Consider the following 15,952-nt stretch of genomic DNA (forward strand, 5'->3'; position numbering starts at 1 on the left):
AACCTGGAGTGATGATGGAAAAGGGAATCACTAAGCCGAGCATTCTCATCGTTGCCGATGATTTCACGGGAGCCAACGACGCGGGGGTAAGCCTGGCGCAGGTGGGGCATACAGTTGATGTGGCCTTTGAAATGCCTTATCGCGGTGATGCCAGCGTATGGGTGATTAACAGCGACAGTCGGGCGATGGATCCTAAGCTGGCGGCGATGAAAATAACCTCGCTGATGAGTCATCTCCCTCTGGCGAATAACCCGCCGCTCGTGATTAAAAAGATAGATTCCACGCTGCGAGGCAATATCGGCGCAGAAATTGAAGCCCTGATGAAGGCATGCGGTATAACGGGCGCAGTGGTTGCCCCCGCATTTCCTCAGGCGGGAAGGACCACAGTGGCCGGTGAGTGTTGGGTAAACGGTGTGCGGATAACGGAAACCGAGTTTGCTAGCGATCCGAAAACCCCGGTATTGAGCGCCCGAATTGCGGACATCATCCGGTTGCAGACGGCCATTCCATGCCAGCCCGTTACGGTTTCTCAGCTCAGCCATTTGTCTTATGAGCAACCGTGGATTGGCGTGATAGATGCGCAGACGGACAGCGACCTGGATCGCATCGCTGCCGCTGTGATGCAGGCTAAACAACCGCTGCTGCTGGTCGGCTCCGCTGGTATTTGTGATGCCGTTGCCCGGCGCTCCGCGATTATGCCGCCACCCACCGTGCTGGCCATTATTGGTTCAATGAGCGAAATCGCTCAACGGCAGATCGCCACACTTCATTCACACCCACGTATCACACAGATATACGTCGATGTTGAACACATTCTGGCAGGCAATGCCAGTGACTATGACGCGCGTATTGTGCAGGCCTTGCAGAAAGGCGACCACTGTATTGTCCACACCTGTAACGATTCTGTAGCAAGGCATCAGATCGACACCCTTTGCCAGCGTTGGCAGATGAGTCGCGCTGCACTTGGGGAAAAAATTTGCCGGTTTCTTGGCGAACTTACCCGGCAAGTTCTGCTTTGCGCAATGCCCGATGCGCTTTATCTCTCTGGTGGTGATGTCGCAATGGCAACAGCCAGTGCGTTAGGCGCGACCGGATTTCGTATTACGGGGAAGGTGGCGCAATGCGTTCCATACGGTCACTTTCTGGGCGGCGTCTGGTCCCGTTCGGTGATGACGAAAGCCGGTGGGTTTGGCGATGAGACCACGTTGCATCAGGTTCTGAATTTTATCGAGGAGAAGCGTAGTGAATAATATTATTGCGGTAACGATGGGCGATCCGGCGGGTATTGGCCCGGAGATCATTATTAAATCCCTGAGCGAAGCCGGGCTTGCTGGTGCCCCGGTGGTGGTGGTGGGCTGTGTGCGCACGCTGCGACGTATTATGGCGATGAATATCACGCCGCAGGCAGAGTTACGCGTCATTCAAAAGGTGTGCGACGCCCATTTTGCTCCCGGCGTGATTAACGTGATGGATGAGCCGCTGGCTAACCCCGATGCGCTGACACCCGGAGTGGTACAGGCTGTGGCAGGCGATTTAGCGTATCGCTGTATCAAACGTGCAACGGCTCTGGCCTTATCAGGCGAGGTGAAAGCCATAGCCACTGCGCCGCTGAATAAAGAAGCGCTGCATCTTGGCGGGCATAACTATCCGGGGCATACGGAATTGCTGGCCCATCTTACCGGCAGCAAAGAGTACGCGATGGTGCTCTATACCGAGAAGCTCAAGGTTATCCATATTTCGACTCACATCTCACTGCGTAAATTCCTGGATACTTTGAATGGTGAAAGGGTCAAAACGGTTATTCGAGTTGCGAACCACTTCCTGAAACGTGTTGGTATTGAGCGTCCGCGTATTGCCGTGGCGGGTGTAAATCCACATGCAGGGGAACATGGTTTATTCGGCACTGAGGAAATCGAGATTATCGCGCCTGCGATTGAAGCAATGCAGGCCGAAGATATTGATGTTACTGGCCCGTGCCCGCCAGATACCGTGTTTATGCAATGCCATGAAGGGCTATTCGATATGGTAGTGGCTATGTACCACGATCAGGGGCATATCCCTTTAAAACTGCTTGGATTTTATGATGGGGTGAATATCACCGCCGGGTTGCCATTTATTCGCACTTCTGCCGACCACGGCACCGCGTTTGATATTGCCTGGACAGGAAAAGCCAAGTCTGAGAGCATGGCAGTTTCCATCCAGTTAGCAATGCAGATTTCGCGAGAATAAAATGAAGGGATATAACCGGTTAGAGCAGATCATGGATTACCTGAAAAGCCATAATCTGGTCACCGTAGATGAGCTGGTGGCGGTAACCAATGCGTCGCCGGCTACGATTCGTCGAGACCTGATAAAACTCGATGAGCAGGGTGTTATCAGCCGTACACACGGCGGTGTGACTCTCAACCGGTTTATTCCTACCCAACCGACTACCCATGAGAAAATGCAGCGCAGCCTGGCGGAAAAACATGCCATCGCCAGCGCAGCGGCGTCAATGGTCAAAGCGGGGGATTCCGTCGTCCTTGATGCCGGTACGACAATGATTGAACTTGCGCGGCAGATTACACATTTACCGCTTCGCGTGATCACAAGCGACCTGCATATCGCGCTTTTTTTGGCTGAATTCAAGCAAATTGAAGTGACGATTATCGGCGGACGTATTGACGACTCCAGCCAGTCCTGCATTGGCGAACATGGTCGTAAATTGCTGCAAAATACCTGGCCGGACGTGGCATTTTTAAGCTGTAACAGCTGGGATCTTGAAAAGGGTATTACAGCACCCACGGAAGAGAAAGCCGCACTAAAACGCGATCTTATCGCGCATGCTTCGCGCAAAATTCTCCTGGCTGACAGCTCAAAATACGGTTCATGGTCGCTGTTTAATATCGCGCATCTTAATGAACTGACAGAGATTATTACGGATAGTCAGCTTGATGGGCAGACGCGTAGAACGCTTGCGTCCTTGTCGACGCGTTTAATCATAGCCGACTAATCTACGACTCTGCGGCCAGCTCATCCGGAAATTTAATAAATGCGTCAGGCTGGCGACGTTTGGCCTTACGTTTCCAGCGCGAGGATCTGCTGGCAGTAGCGCAGAAAACGCCCCAATATCTTACGCAAAACCATTTTTTCGCTAACTAACAGTTGTCAGCCTGTCCCGCTTATAAGATCATACGCCGTTATACGTTGTTTACGCTTTGAGGAATCCACGATGAGTGAGGCAGAAGCCCGCCCGACTAACTTTATCCGTCAGATCATCGATGAAGATCTGGCCAGTGGTAAGCACACCACAGTACACACCCGTTTCCCGCCGGAGCCGAATGGCTATCTGCATATTGGCCATGCGAAATCTATCTGCCTGAACTTCGGGATCGCCCAGGACTATAAAGGCCAGTGCAACCTGCGTTTCGACGACACTAACCCGGTAAAAGAAGATATCGAGTATGTCGATTCGATCAAAAACGACGTAGAGTGGTTAGGTTTTCACTGGTCTGGTAACGTCCGTTACTCCTCCGATTATTTTGATCAGCTCCACGCCTATGCGATCGAACTGATCAATAAAGGCCTGGCGTACGTTGATGAACTGACGCCGGAACAGATCCGCGAATACCGCGGCACCTTGACGCAGCCGGGTAAAAACAGCCCGTACCGCGATCGCAGCGTTGAAGAGAACCTGGCGCTGTTCGAGAAAATGCGTACCGGCGGTTTTGAAGAAGGTAAAGCCTGCCTGCGTGCGAAAATCGACATGGCTTCGCCGTTTATCGTGATGCGCGATCCGGTGCTGTACCGCATTAAGTTTGCTGAACACCACCAGACTGGCAACAAGTGGTGCATCTACCCGATGTACGACTTCACCCACTGCATCAGCGATGCGCTGGAAGGTATTACGCACTCTCTGTGTACGCTTGAGTTCCAGGACAACCGTCGTCTGTACGACTGGGTACTGGACAACATCACCATTCCTGTTCACCCGCGCCAGTACGAATTCTCGCGCCTGAATCTGGAATACACTGTGATGTCCAAGCGTAAGCTGAACCTGCTGGTGACCGACAAGCACGTTGAAGGCTGGGATGACCCGCGTATGCCGACCATTTCTGGTCTGCGTCGTCGTGGTTACACTGCGGCTTCTATTCGTGAGTTCTGCAAACGCATTGGTGTGACCAAGCAGGACAACACCATTGAGATGGCGTCACTGGAATCCTGCATCCGTGAAGATCTCAACGAAAATGCGCCGCGCGCAATGGCGGTTATCGATCCGGTGAAACTGGTTATCGAAAACTACCAGGGCGAAGGCGAAATGGTTACCATGCCGAACCATCCGAATAAACCGGAAATGGGCAGCCGTCAGGTGCCATTTAGCGGTGAGATTTGGATCGATCGCGCCGATTTCCGCGAAGAAGCTAACAAGCAGTACAAACGTCTGGTGCTGGGTAAAGAAGTGCGTCTGCGTAATGCTTACGTCATTAAGGCAGAACGCGTGGAGAAAGATGCCGAAGGCAATATCACCACCATCTTCTGTACTTATGACGCCGACACCTTAAGCAAAGATCCGGCAGATGGTCGTAAAGTCAAAGGTGTTATTCACTGGGTGAGCGCGGCACATGCGCTGCCGGTTGAAATCCGTTTGTATGACCGTCTGTTCAGCGTGCCGAACCCTGGTGCTGCGGATGATTTCCTGTCGGTGATTAACCCGGAATCGCTGGTGATCAAACAGGGCTTTGCTGAACCGTCGCTGAAAGATGCGGTTGCGGGTAAAGCATTCCAGTTTGAGCGTGAAGGTTACTTCTGCCTCGACAGCCGCCATTCTACGGCGGAAAAACCGGTATTTAACCGCACCGTTGGGCTGCGTGATACCTGGGCGAAAGTAGGCGAGTAAGTTTACGTTGTCGGATAGAGCGTTTACGCCGCATCCGGCAAGAAATATGCAAATTATCCCAAACGCCGCGCTCTGCGGCGTTTTTTTCTGCTTTTCTTCGCGAATTAATTCCGCTTCGCAATTTATCCATAAAATAAATTTAAAATCACAAAACATAATTAAATAAAATGTAACCGCTTTCATCTTGCTGGAATTTCACGTTTTTATTCTTCTGCAAGCCTTTCAACTGCAAACTTAAGCCTTGTAACAAAAATCATCAAAATATGTGCGGTTGCTCATGTTCTTACATTCTGGTTACAGAAAGAGATTGATAATTCGCGTCGCGAAAAATAGTCTGTTCCTGTAGTCAGCGAGACTTTTCTCAACGCTACTTTTTTAATTTTTATTTTTTTCGCTGTTCACCTTTGGTGCAGCAATTTATACGTCAAAGAGGATTAACCCATGCGTGCGTTTAGTGGCAAACGTAGTACGCTGGCGCTGGCTATCGCCGGTGTTACAGCTATGTCGGGCTTTATGGCAATTCCGGAGGCTCGCGCCGAAGGATTCATCGACGATTCAACCTTAACCGGCGGTATCTATTACTGGCAGCGTGAACGCGACCGTAAAGATGTTACCGACGGCGATAAATACAAAACCAACCTTTCTCACTCCACCTGGAACGCCAACCTCGATTTTCAGTCTGGTTATGCTGCTGATATGTTCGGCCTTGATATTGCCGCGTTTACGGCGATTGAAATGGCGGAAAACGGCGACAGCTCTCACCCGAACGAAATCGCGTTTTCAAAAAGTAATAAAGCCTATGACGAAGACTGGTCCGGCGATAAAAGCGGTATAAGCCTGTATAAAGCAGCGGCCAAATTTAAATACGGTCCGGTTTGGGCGAGGGCAGGTTATATTCAGCCAACCGGTCAGACGCTGTTAGCGCCACACTGGAGCTTTATGCCGGGTACTTATCAGGGGGCGGAGGCCGGGGCGAATTTTGATTACGGCGATGCTGGTGCGTTGAGTTTCTCCTACATGTGGACCAACGAATACAAAGCACCGTGGCATCTGGAAATGGATGAGTTTTATCAGAACGATAAAACCACCAAAGTTGATTATCTACACTCCCTTGGGGCGAAGTACGACTTCAAAAATAACTTCGTACTGGAAGCGGCGTTTGGTCAGGCCGAAGGGTATATCGATCAATATTTTGCCAAAGCCAGCTACAAATTTGATATCGCCGGTAGCCCGTTAACCACCAGCTACCAGTTCTATGGCACGCGCGATAAAGTTGACGATCGCAGCGCCAACGATCTTTATGACGGCACCGCCTGGCTGCAGGCGTTGACCTTTGGTTACCGGGCGGCTGACGTAGTGGATTTGCGTCTGGAAGGCACCTGGGTTAAAGCCGACGGTCAGCAGGGATACTTCCTGCAACGTATGACACCAACCTACGCTTCCTCGAACGGTCGCCTGGATATCTGGTGGGATAACCGTTCTGACTTCAACGCCAACGGCGAAAAAGCGGTCTTCTTCGGCGCGATGTATGACCTGAAAAACTGGAATCTTCCAGGTTTTGCCATCGGCGCCTCCTACGTTTACGCATGGGATGCTAAACCCGCTACCTGGCAGAGCAATCCGGATGCGTACTACGACAAAAACCGGACTATTGAAGAGTCTGCCTACAGCCTGGATGCGGTCTACACCATTCAGGACGGCCGCGCCAAAGGCACGATGTTCAAACTGCACTTCACCGAATACGACAACCACTCCGACATCCCAAGCTGGGGCGGTGGTTATGGCAACATCTTCCAGGATGAGCGTGACGTGAAATTTATGGTAATCGCACCATTCACCATCTTCTGATGCCCGATGCGGCAGGTTTTGTGCCTGCCGCACGTTTGAGGAATTTGCTATGAAAAAACTGATTCTCATCGCCATGATGGCATCGGGGCTGGTGGCTTGTGCGCAATCAACCGCGCCACAGGAAGACAGTCGTCTGAAAGAGGCTTACAGCGCCTGTATCAACACCGCGCAAGGTTCGCCGGAAAAAATTGAAGCCTGCCAGAGCGTGTTAAACGTGCTGAAGAAAGAGAAACAACATCAGCAGTTTGCCGAGCAGGAAAGTGTCCGCGTACTGGATTATCAGCAGTGCATTCAGGCAACGCAAACCGGAAATGATCAGGCGGTGAAAGCCGATTGTGATAAGGTCTGGCAGGAAATTCGCAGTAATAACAAATAAGTGAGAGCTGTAACTCTCGCTTTTCTTATTTCCCTTGTATAAAAAAGCCAACCTGCAGGTTGGCTTTTCTCGTTCAGGCTGGCTTATTTGCATTCGTGCGCGTGCTCATCTTCGCGGCAATCGCCTTCGGCACAGTGACCGTAAAGATAGAGACTGTGGTTAGTCAGGCGAATGCCATGTTTTGCGGCGATTTCACGCTGACGCGCTTCGATGGAATCATCACTAAATTCGATAACCTTACCGCAGTCGAGGCAGATCAGGTGATCGTGGTGATGTTGCTGTGTCAGTTCAAATACGGATTTACCGCCTTCAAAATTGTGGCGGGTGACGATACCAGCGTCGTCAAACTGGTTCAGTACGCGATATACCGTAGCCAGACCAATTTCTTCACCCATATCGATCAGACGTTTGTATAAATCTTCCGCACTGACGTGATGGTTGTCCGGCTCCTGAAGAACTTCCAGGATTTTTAAACGAGGAAGCGTTACTTTCAGGCCAGCTTTCTTTAGGGCGGTATTGTTATCAGTCATGCGGAATCTGTCCTGTTACTAAGCGGTTCACTTCATTAGAAGAAGTGACAGAATTTGCTCTTGAGATAATGCGTATCATTATAGAATTGCCACGCCTAAATGAAAACTACAAGTCCCTGGCAAATATTGTTAATAAAAACGTGGCACAGCTTACATTTACAACGGCAAGGCCACTTGAACACCGGGACATTGTACAGGTACAACAGCAAAAGTTACAAATTTGTAGCAATTATTTTGATTGGCATTATCTATTAATACGGCGTAGACATGAGTCTACGCCGCATCACATCAGGCATTGAGAATTTCGTCGAGATGCAGCTCTTCAGAAATTTGTTTAACCCATTTTTCTACACGTTCAGCGGTCAGTTCCGGCTGACGATCTTCGTCGATAGCCAGACCGACAAAGTGGTCATCATCAGCCAGACCTTTTGACGCTTCGAAGTGGTAGCCCGCGGTTGGCCAGTGACCAACGATAGTTGCGCCGCGCGGTTCAATGATGTCGCGGATGGTGCCCAATGCATCGCAGAAGTATTCTGCGTAATCTTCCTGGTCGCCACAACCAAACAGCGCAACCAGTTTACCATTAAAATCAATCTCTTCGAGAGTCGGGAAGAAGTCATCCCAGTCACACTGCGCTTCGCCGTAATACCAGGTTGGGATGCCCAGCAGCAGAATGTCATATGCTTCCAGATCTTCTTTGCTGCTTTTTGCAATGTCATGGACATCGGCAACGTCTTTACCAAGCTGTTTTTGAATCATTTTTGCGATATTTTCGGTATTACCGGTGTCGCTGCCGAAAAAGATGCCAGTGATAGCCATGAGTGAAATAACCTCTTGAAACTTATTGAAATGGGGGTGGAAAATTGCCCACGGATAAAGGCAATCATAGCAGAACAGGCAGTCTTGCGGAATCAGCAAACGAGCAGGACTGCACACTGTGCTACATGAAAGTGGAAATTTAAACGATGCCCTGACTACGCAGCGCCGCCAGTTGCTGCATTAACATCTCTTCGATCAGTTCGCTACGGCTCATATTACGCGATTCCGCCAGCTCGTTCAGCGCCTCGACAGCTTCCGCGTTCAGCTTCAGTTCGACACGCTTAAGGCCACGTACTTTGTCGCGTTTTAGTTGGTTGCGTTTATTAATACGCAGCTGTTCATCGCGCGAAAGCGGATTAGTTTTCGGTCGTCCCGGTCGACGCTCGTGCGCGAACAGATCTAATGTCGTACGGTCCGTTTGTTCTTTGGCCATGATCTTGGTGACTTCGGGGGAAACAATCAGCCAGGCCTCTGCCCGGATGGATAGCGCGCCATAATACATCAGCGCGATGAGTCACGCCAACGTCCACGCGCGGAAAGCGACGCGGACGCTGGGTTTTTAATCAGTTGCGTTAATCATTGAGATAGCGACGGATAGCGCGTAATACCGCATCCGGTTTTTCAGCATGGACCCAGTGACCCGCGCCTGCAATCACATGCGCCCGAGCCTGTGGAAATTGTGCCAGTAAATCATCACGGTACTGCTCGCTAACATACGGAGAATTGCCGCCAGGGATAAACAGGGTAGGATGATCCCATGCCGGGATTTTCTCCCAACCCACAATATGCGGATACTGATCCCACAATACTGGCACGTTAAAGCGCCACTCCCCGTCAACAAAAGATTTCAACAGAAACTGAATCACCCCTTCTTCATTAAGATGCTGGCGCATTATTGCCGCTGCTTGCTGGCGTGTTTGTGCGTCTGATTCACTGACTGCGTTGATGGCCGCGAAAATCTCATCATGACGGCGAACGTGATAATCGACCGGCGCAATATCAATCGCCACCAGCTTGTCAATGCGATCAGGGGCTAGTGCAGTAAGAGCCATTACCGCTTTACCGCCCATGGAGTGACCGATAAATGTTGCTTTGTCGATCTGCTGTGCATCCAGGGTATCAACAAGATCCTGCGCCATCGCCGGGTAATTCATTACCGGATCTCTCGGTGAAAGACCGTGGTTACGCATATCAACCTGGATGATATTGTGATCGTTTACCAGATCGCGAGCCAGTACGCCAAGGTTGTCGAGGCTGCCAAACAGACCATGGACAAGAACGATGGGAGAATTATTGTGCTGGTTTTGTGCAGTTTGCGCGCGGATATTCAATTTCATGGCAAAGTTCTTTTTTTCGCGTTGTCGGGTTAGGGTATTATGTTGACCATTGTGCCACAGGGCTGCAACAAATAAGGTTTATTCCGAGTTTTTCTGCAAGCCAGGCTTGACGCTATCCGCTGCCGGGATTTATTCATATACTCCTGGCGACTTGTATTCAGCTAAGACACTGCACTGGATTAAGATGAAAACGATTGAAGTTGATGATGAACTCTACAGCTATATTGCCAGCCACACTAAGCATATCGGCGAGAGCGCATCCGACATTTTACGGCGTATGTTGAAATTTACCGCCGCATCACAGCCTGCTGCTCCGGTGACGAAAGAGGTTCGCGTTGCGTCACCTGCTATCGTCGAAGCGAAGCCGGTCAAAACGATTAAAGACAAGGTTCGCGCAATGCGTGAACTTCTGCTTTCGGACGAATACGCAGAGCAAAAGCGAGCGGTCAATCGCTTTATGCTGCTGTTGTCTACACTATATTCTCTTGACGCCCAGGCGTTTGCCGAAGCAACGGAATCGTTGCACGGTCGTACACGCGTTTACTTTGCGGCAGATGAACAAACGCTGCTGAAAAATGGTAATCAGACCAAGCCGAAACATGTGCCTGGTACGCCGTATTGGGTGATCACCAACACCAACACCGGCCGTAAATGCAGCATGATCGAACACATCATGCAGTCGATGCAATTCCCGGCGGAATTGATTGAGAAGGTTTGCGGAACTATCTAAAACGTTGCAGACAAAGGACAAAGCAATGGCAATCCACAATCGTGCAGGCCAACCTGCACAACAGAGTGATTTGATTAACGTCGCCCAACTGACGGCGCAATATTATGTACTGAAACCAGAAGCAGGGAATGCGGAGCACGCGGTGAAATTCGGTACTTCCGGTCACCGTGGCAGTGCAGCGCGCCACAGCTTTAACGAGCCGCACATTCTGGCGATCGCTCAGGCAATTGCTGAAGAACGTGCGAAAAACGGCATCACTGGCCCTTGCTATGTGGGTAAAGATACTCACGCCCTGTCCGAGCCTGCGTTCATTTCCGTACTGGAAGTGCTGGCAGCGAACGGCGTTGATGTCATTGTGCAGGAAAACAATGGCTTCACTCCGACACCTGCCATTTCCAATGCCATTCTGGTTCACAATAAAAAAGGTGGCCCGCTGGCAGACGGTATCGTGATTACACCGTCCCATAACCCGCCGGAAGATGGTGGTATCAAGTACAATCCGCCAAATGGTGGCCCGGCTGATACCAACGTCACTAAAGTGGTGGAAGACAGAGCAAACGCACTGCTGGCTGATGGCCTGAAAGGCGTGAAGCGTATCTCCCTCGACGAAGCGATGGCATCCGGTCATGTGAAAGAGCAGGATCTGGTGCAGCCGTTTGTGGAAGGGCTGGCCGATATCGTTGATATGGCGGCGATTCAGAAAGCGGGCCTGACGCTTGGCGTTGATCCGCTGGGCGGTTCCGGTATCGAATACTGGAAGCGTATTGGCGAGTATTACAACCTCAACCTGACTATTGTTAACGATCAGGTCGATCAAACCTTCCGCTTTATGCACCTTGATAAAGACGGCGCGATCCGTATGGACTGCTCCTCCGAGTGTGCGATGGCGGGCCTGCTGGCACTGCGTGATAAGTTCGATCTGGCGTTTGCTAACGACCCGGATTATGACCGTCACGGTATCGTCACTCCGGCAGGTTTGATGAATCCGAACCACTACCTGGCGGTGGCGATCAATTACCTGTTCCAGCATCGTCCGCAGTGGGGCAAAGATGTTGCTGTCGGTAAAACGCTGGTTTCATCTGCGATGATCGACCGTGTGGTCAATGACTTGGGCCGTAAGCTGGTAGAAGTCCCGGTAGGTTTCAAATGGTTTGTTGATGGTCTGTTCGACGGCAGCTTCGGCTTTGGCGGCGAAGAGAGCGCAGGGGCTTCCTTCCTGCGTTTCGACGGCACGCCGTGGTCCACCGATAAAGACGGCATCATTATGTGTCTGCTGGCGGCGGAAATCACCGCTGTCACCGGTAAGAACCCGCAGGAACACTATAACGAACTGGCAAAACGCTTTGGTGCGCCGAGCTATAACCGTTTGCAGGCAGCAGCGACTTCCGCACAAAAAGCGGCGTTGTCTAAGCTGTCTCCGGAAATGGTGAGCGCCAGCACCCTGGCAGGTGACCCGATCACCGCGCGTCTGACGGCGGCACCGGGTAATGGCGCTTCTATCGGCGGTCTGAAAGTGATGACTGACAACGGCTGGTTCGCCGCGCGTCCGTCAGGCACGGAAGACGCATATAAGATCTACTGCGAAAGCTTCCTTGGTGAAGAACATCGCAAGCAGATTGAGAAAGAAGCGGTTGAAATTGTTAGCGAAGTTCTGAAAAACGCGTAAACATATCAAATAAGAAAAAGGGCGGTCGGAAGATCGCCCTTTTTTGCTTTGCTTAATTAACCGTGTTTATTTTTCAGTTCAAAGCGTGGTGAGACCAGACCATACAGTGTCCAACCGAGGAAGGTCACGATGGAACCGTATAGCATGGCTTCTTCCCCGGATGAGTACAGCGCATAAAAGCTGTACATCGCGCCAACAAAAGCAACAAAGTTTGCAACTTTCGCTTTTGAGGGGGGCACATTAGCGACCTTCTGAATAATGACTAATGCCGCCATTGACAGAATATACGGAATGATATTAGTCACCACGGCCAGGTTAACCAGCACGTTGAACTGACTGTTTAGCGACGGGCTAATCGTCATCAGCGCCAACCCGCTCTGGATAATCACAATGGTCAACATTCCCTGCACCGGTGCATCCACTTTGGTTACACGGGAGAAAATTTTAGGGAAGTAGCCTTCATCAGATGAAGATTTAAACACCTGGGCAATGGTGAACTGCCAGCCAAGCAGCGAACCGCAGCAGGACATCACCATCAGCGCCATAATGACTTTACCCACTTCCGGCGTGAACATCTGCGCGAAGGCCAGACCAAATGGTGCCGTTGAATTTGCCAGCTCCATATTTGGCACAATCCCGGCAATCACGTTGGTGGAGACGATATAAATCACCGCCGCACCTAACGTACCGCCGAGTACCGCGATTGGCACATTACGTTCCGGGTTTTCCACTACATCAGTATTCGCACACGCAGACTCCAGACCAAGAAAAGCCCACAGCGTCATAGCGATGGAAGAACCTACCGCACTGAAGAAGGGTGCATGATGCGGATTCCAGGAATCAACGTAAAGCGTCGGGCTAAACCAGAACCAGCCGATAATGCACAGGCCTACCACCGGAATAATGACCCCCCACACGGTAATGCTACTGATTTGCCCGGTAATGCGCGCACCACCAAAGTTAGCCACGGTACAAATCCACAGCACCCCGATGGTCGCAAGACCAATCTGCACTGGCGACAAACTCGCGCCGAGCAGTTCGGTGCCGTAACCAACCGCCGAAATAGCAATCGCGACGTTAGCAATCAGCAGCGAGACGCCGTAGGTATAGTTCGCCATAAAGTTACCGGATTTACCGAAAGCATACTCGGCATAACCGCCCATACCTCCTGATTTACGGCTGAACATACCGCATTTTGCGAATGCCCATGCCAGTGCCATTGAGCCTACGGCTGTCACCAGCCAGGAGATAATTGAGATTGTCCCGACTTCGGCAAGCTTTGTCGGCAGCATGATGATACCGGAGCCCATCATGTTGACCATCGTCAGTATGGTTAACTGAACGACACCCATTTTGTTCGATTTCGCCTGACTCATAATTTTTCCCCTTTCAACAGGGCGCTTTGCGCATCACGAGGCTTGATGACATAGCACCAAACTTGCTTACGACCATCATGTTCTTCGATATAGACACCCTGCAGCTCCGGTGCAAAACCTGGCAGCAGGTTGATGCCTTCTTCCAGAGCGCTGAAGTAACGCAGAACAGCACCACCCCAGATTTCACCAGGAACAACACACAGCACACCCGGAGGATAAGGAAGCGCACCTTCGGCAGCGATACGGCCTTCTGCATCCGGCAGACGAACCAGCTCCACTTCACCGCGTAAGTAGGCGTAGTTGGCTTCTTGCGGATTCATGCTGACGCGAGGGAAGTGTTCCTTACGGAACATCTCTTTTTGCAGTTGTTTCACGTTGTGACGGGCATACAAATCATGCATTTCCTGGCACAACTGACGCAGGGTATAACCGGCGTAGCGCTCTTCATGCTGTTTGTAGATGGAAGGCAGTACTTCCGCCAGAGGCGCATCAGCTTCCAGTAGTTTTTCGAAGCGTACCAGCAGGGCAACAAGTTGCTGCAGTTTGGCCATATCTTCTGCCGGAGTCAGCAGGAAGAGGATGGAGTTAAGATCGCATTTTTCCGGCACTACGCCATTTTCGCGCAGGAAGTTAGCAAGAATCGTTGCGGGTACACCGAACGCTTCATATTCGCCGTTACGTGCATCAATACCTGGAGTTGTCAGCAACAGTTTGCACGGATCGACAAAGTATTGGTTCTCTGCGTAGCCTTCAAAAGAATGCCAGTGCTCACCGGGTACAAATTTAAAGAAGCGCAGATCAACCGCAATTTGCGCTGTTTCATACGACTGCCAGGGTTTACCATCCACCAGTTCAGGAACGAACGGGCGAATGTGCTGGCAGTTATCGAGGATCAATTTGCGGGCATTAATACCGTTAACCACACAATCCATCCACATATTACGACCGCTGACACCTTCATGCATTTTGGCGTTGATATCCAGTGCGGCAAACAGCGGATAGAACGGGCTGGTGGAGGCGTGCATCATAAAGGCGTTGTTCATGCGTTTGTGCGGTACATAACGCTGTTGCCCTTTGATATGGCTGTCTTTTTTATGAATTTGTGAAGTCTGAGAAAAACCAGCCTGTTGTTTATGCACAGATTGCGTAACCAGAATACCCGGATCGTTCTCATTAAGCTCCAGTAGCAGCGGCGAACAGTCCGCCATCATCGGAATAAACTGTTCATAGCCGACCCATGCGGAGTCAAACAGGATGTAGTCACACAGATGGCCGATTTTATCCACCACCTGGCGGGCGTTATAAATAGTACCGTCGTAGGTGCCTAACTGAATCACAGCGAGGCGGAACGGACGCGCCTCTTTTGCCCGTTGCGGTGCAACTTCTGTAATCAGTTCACGCAGATAACTTTCTTCGAAGCAGTGCGCATCAATGCCACCGATAAAACCATACGGGTTACGTGCTGTTTCCAGATAAACCGGTGTTGCACCAGCCTGTAGCAACGCTCCGTGGTGGTTAGACTTATGGTTATTACGGTCAAACAGCACCAGATCACCCGGTGTCAGCAGGGCGTTTAAAACCACTTTGTTGGAGGAGGATGTGCCGTTTAAAACAAAGTACGTTTTATCGGCATTAAACACTTTAGCCGCATGTTGCTGTGCAATGCATGGCGCACCTTCATGAATCAGTAGATCGCCCATTGCAACGTCGGCATTACACAAGTCGGAGCGGAAGAGCATTTCGCCAAAATATTCCACGAACTGATTGCCTGCCGGATGGCGACGGAAAAACTCACCTCCCTGATGACCCGGGCAGTCAAAAGCGCTATTGCCCTGATTGACATAATCGACCAGTGCGCGGAAGAAGGGCGGGCGCAGTTGCGTTTCATAATGGCTGGCAGCGGTTTCTAACTGACGTCCATAAAACTCTTTCCGTGATTCGCAATGCTCGAAGACACCAGAAATACGTGGCAGATATTCTGCTGGTACACGTTCTTCATTTTCCGTTGCAATAAAAACAGGAATGCCATAGCCAGTAGCGTCTATTTCATCGAGTTTTCCATGTTCAACATCATTGACTGATAAAATAATGGCGGCAACGTCAATATAATTACTTTTGTCAATATTCACGCATTCACGATGAGTGGAAAAACAATCCGGGCAAGAACGGCTAACGGCAATTTTTAATTCTGACATTTTGTTCATCTCTTTATTTCAGGTAATAGCAGGTCCTCAATTTCTCAAAGGAGAAATTGATCACGCCGGAAAAAAGCAAAACCCCACCGCTGATAAATAAATCAGTAGTTTGCTTTTTGCAGATGCAATAACCCAGACCAGCCCGGTAACTGGCTATACTCGTCATACTTCAAGTTGCATGTGCTGCGACTCGAATTAT

General features: G+C 50.6%; 15 protein-coding genes. 8 read left to right on the forward strand and 7 right to left on the reverse strand.

What is annotated here, in order from left to right:
- Positions 1-14: 14 nt before the first annotated feature.
- From dtnK to chiQ, 6 genes are all read left to right on the forward strand, one after another.
- Positions 15-1,250: a D-threonate kinase gene (gene dtnK, locus ACJHX4_RS02310; protein WP_000410734.1), complete on the forward strand. Its 1,236-nt coding sequence runs from the start codon at positions 15-17 to the stop codon at positions 1,248-1,250.
- Complete coding sequence (locus ACJHX4_RS02315; RefSeq protein WP_001059579.1) at positions 1,243-2,229, forward strand: D-threonate 4-phosphate dehydrogenase; 987 nt, start codon at positions 1,243-1,245, stop codon at positions 2,227-2,229. The genes dtnK and ACJHX4_RS02315 overlap by 8 nt, the downstream gene beginning before the upstream one ends.
- Before the next feature lies 1 nt (position 2,230).
- The gene (locus ACJHX4_RS02320) at positions 2,231-2,992 is read left to right on the forward strand and encodes a DeoR/GlpR family DNA-binding transcription regulator (RefSeq protein ID WP_000679501.1); all 762 of its coding nucleotides are present in this window, start codon (positions 2,231-2,233) and stop codon (positions 2,990-2,992) included.
- Positions 2,993-3,211: 219 nt separating this feature from the next.
- Positions 3,212-4,876, forward strand: a complete 1,665-nt coding sequence (gene glnS, locus ACJHX4_RS02325; RefSeq protein WP_001287134.1) for a glutamine--tRNA ligase — start codon at positions 3,212-3,214, stop codon at positions 4,874-4,876.
- A 441-nt stretch (positions 4,877-5,317) separates the two neighbouring features.
- The gene (gene chiP, locus ACJHX4_RS02330; RefSeq protein WP_001201175.1) at positions 5,318-6,724 is read left to right on the forward strand and encodes a chitoporin ChiP; all 1,407 of its coding nucleotides are present in this window, start codon (positions 5,318-5,320) and stop codon (positions 6,722-6,724) included.
- Positions 6,725-6,773: 49 nt separating this feature from the next.
- On the forward strand, positions 6,774-7,100 hold the full coding sequence (gene chiQ / locus ACJHX4_RS02335) for a ChiQ/YbfN family lipoprotein (RefSeq protein ID WP_000733594.1): 327 nt from the start codon (positions 6,774-6,776) through the stop codon (positions 7,098-7,100).
- 83 nt (positions 7,101-7,183) lie between these two features.
- Here the strand turns inward: chiQ and fur are convergent, their stop codons facing one another.
- The 5 genes from fur to ybfF form a co-directional block, all read right to left on the reverse strand.
- Positions 7,184-7,630: a ferric iron uptake transcriptional regulator gene (gene fur / locus ACJHX4_RS02340; RefSeq protein ID WP_001531486.1), complete on the reverse strand. Its 447-nt coding sequence runs from the start codon at positions 7,628-7,630 to the stop codon at positions 7,184-7,186.
- Positions 7,623-7,709, reverse strand: coding sequence for a fur leader peptide (uof, locus tag ACJHX4_RS02345; RefSeq protein ID WP_001406816.1), 87 nt, complete (start codon positions 7,707-7,709; stop codon positions 7,623-7,625). The genes fur and uof overlap by 8 nt, the downstream gene beginning before the upstream one ends.
- 209 nt (positions 7,710-7,918) lie before the next feature.
- Complete coding sequence (fldA, locus tag ACJHX4_RS02350) at positions 7,919-8,449, reverse strand: flavodoxin FldA (protein ID WP_001018618.1); 531 nt, start codon at positions 8,447-8,449, stop codon at positions 7,919-7,921.
- 139 nt (positions 8,450-8,588) lie between these two features.
- A complete protein-coding gene (gene ybfE / locus ACJHX4_RS02355) occupies positions 8,589-8,882 on the reverse strand; it encodes a LexA regulated protein (protein ID WP_001300829.1) in 294 nt (97 codons plus the stop codon).
- 139 nt (positions 8,883-9,021) lie between these two features.
- Positions 9,022-9,786 carry an esterase gene (gene ybfF / locus ACJHX4_RS02360; RefSeq protein ID WP_000773282.1) on the reverse strand — a complete coding sequence of 255 codons (765 nt, stop codon included), beginning with the start codon at positions 9,784-9,786 and terminating at the stop codon, positions 9,022-9,024.
- A 184-nt stretch (positions 9,787-9,970) separates the two neighbouring features.
- On the opposite strand from ybfF, the gene seqA reads away from it, so the two are divergent.
- Together seqA and pgm are read left to right on the forward strand one after the other, a co-directional pair.
- Entirely contained in the window at positions 9,971-10,516 is a 546-nt protein-coding gene (seqA, locus tag ACJHX4_RS02365) for a replication initiation negative regulator SeqA (RefSeq protein ID WP_001295872.1), read from the forward strand.
- Between the two features lie 25 nt (positions 10,517-10,541).
- Complete coding sequence (pgm, locus tag ACJHX4_RS02370) at positions 10,542-12,182, forward strand: phosphoglucomutase (alpha-D-glucose-1,6-bisphosphate-dependent) (RefSeq protein ID WP_001295873.1); 1,641 nt, start codon at positions 10,542-10,544, stop codon at positions 12,180-12,182.
- 56 nt (positions 12,183-12,238) lie between these two features.
- Here the strand turns inward: pgm and potE are convergent, their stop codons facing one another.
- On the reverse strand, positions 12,239-13,558 hold the full coding sequence (potE, locus tag ACJHX4_RS02375) for a putrescine-ornithine antiporter (protein ID WP_000075845.1): 1,320 nt from the start codon (positions 13,556-13,558) through the stop codon (positions 12,239-12,241).
- Positions 13,555-15,753: an ornithine decarboxylase SpeF gene (speF, locus tag ACJHX4_RS02380; RefSeq protein ID WP_001531487.1), complete on the reverse strand. Its 2,199-nt coding sequence runs from the start codon at positions 15,751-15,753 to the stop codon at positions 13,555-13,557. Before speF ends, potE begins: the two co-directional genes overlap by 4 nt.
- Between the last annotated feature and the right edge of the window lie 199 nt (positions 15,754-15,952).

The organism is Escherichia sp. WS2035 (genome assembly GCF_046487065.1).
In the GTDB taxonomy this organism is placed as follows: Bacteria; Pseudomonadota; Gammaproteobacteria; order Enterobacterales; family Enterobacteriaceae; genus Escherichia; species Escherichia coli.

What these genes read in the sequence shown, in the direction of transcription:
- dtnK (WP_000410734.1), top strand. Translation starts at nt 15, where the DNA reads ATGGAAAAGGGAATCACTAAGCCGAGCATTCTCATCGTTGCCGATGAT.
- ACJHX4_RS02320 (WP_000679501.1), top strand. Translation starts at nt 2,231, where the DNA reads ATGAAGGGATATAACCGGTTAGAGCAGATCATGGATTACCTGAAAAGC.
- glnS (WP_001287134.1), top strand. Translation starts at nt 3,212, where the DNA reads ATGAGTGAGGCAGAAGCCCGCCCGACTAACTTTATCCGTCAGATCATC.
- chiP (WP_001201175.1), top strand. Translation starts at nt 5,318, where the DNA reads ATGCGTGCGTTTAGTGGCAAACGTAGTACGCTGGCGCTGGCTATCGCC.
- chiQ (WP_000733594.1), top strand. Translation starts at nt 6,774, where the DNA reads ATGAAAAAACTGATTCTCATCGCCATGATGGCATCGGGGCTGGTGGCT.
- fur (WP_001531486.1), bottom strand. Translation starts at nt 7,630, where the DNA reads ATGACTGATAACAATACCGCCCTAAAGAAAGCTGGCCTGAAAGTAACG.
- uof (WP_001406816.1), bottom strand. Translation starts at nt 7,709, where the DNA reads ATGATACGCATTATCTCAAGAGCAAATTCTGTCACTTCTTCTAATGAA.
- fldA (WP_001018618.1), bottom strand. Translation starts at nt 8,449, where the DNA reads ATGGCTATCACTGGCATCTTTTTCGGCAGCGACACCGGTAATACCGAA.
- ybfE (WP_001300829.1), bottom strand. Translation starts at nt 8,882, where the DNA reads ATGGCCAAAGAACAAACGGACCGTACGACATTAGATCTGTTCGCGCAC.
- ybfF (WP_000773282.1), bottom strand. Translation starts at nt 9,786, where the DNA reads ATGAAATTGAATATCCGCGCGCAAACTGCACAAAACCAGCACAATAAT.
- seqA (WP_001295872.1), top strand. Translation starts at nt 9,971, where the DNA reads ATGAAAACGATTGAAGTTGATGATGAACTCTACAGCTATATTGCCAGC.
- pgm (WP_001295873.1), top strand. Translation starts at nt 10,542, where the DNA reads ATGGCAATCCACAATCGTGCAGGCCAACCTGCACAACAGAGTGATTTG.
- potE (WP_000075845.1), bottom strand. Translation starts at nt 13,558, where the DNA reads ATGAGTCAGGCGAAATCGAACAAAATGGGTGTCGTTCAGTTAACCATA.
- speF (WP_001531487.1), bottom strand. Translation starts at nt 15,753, where the DNA reads ATGTCAGAATTAAAAATTGCCGTTAGCCGTTCTTGCCCGGATTGTTTT.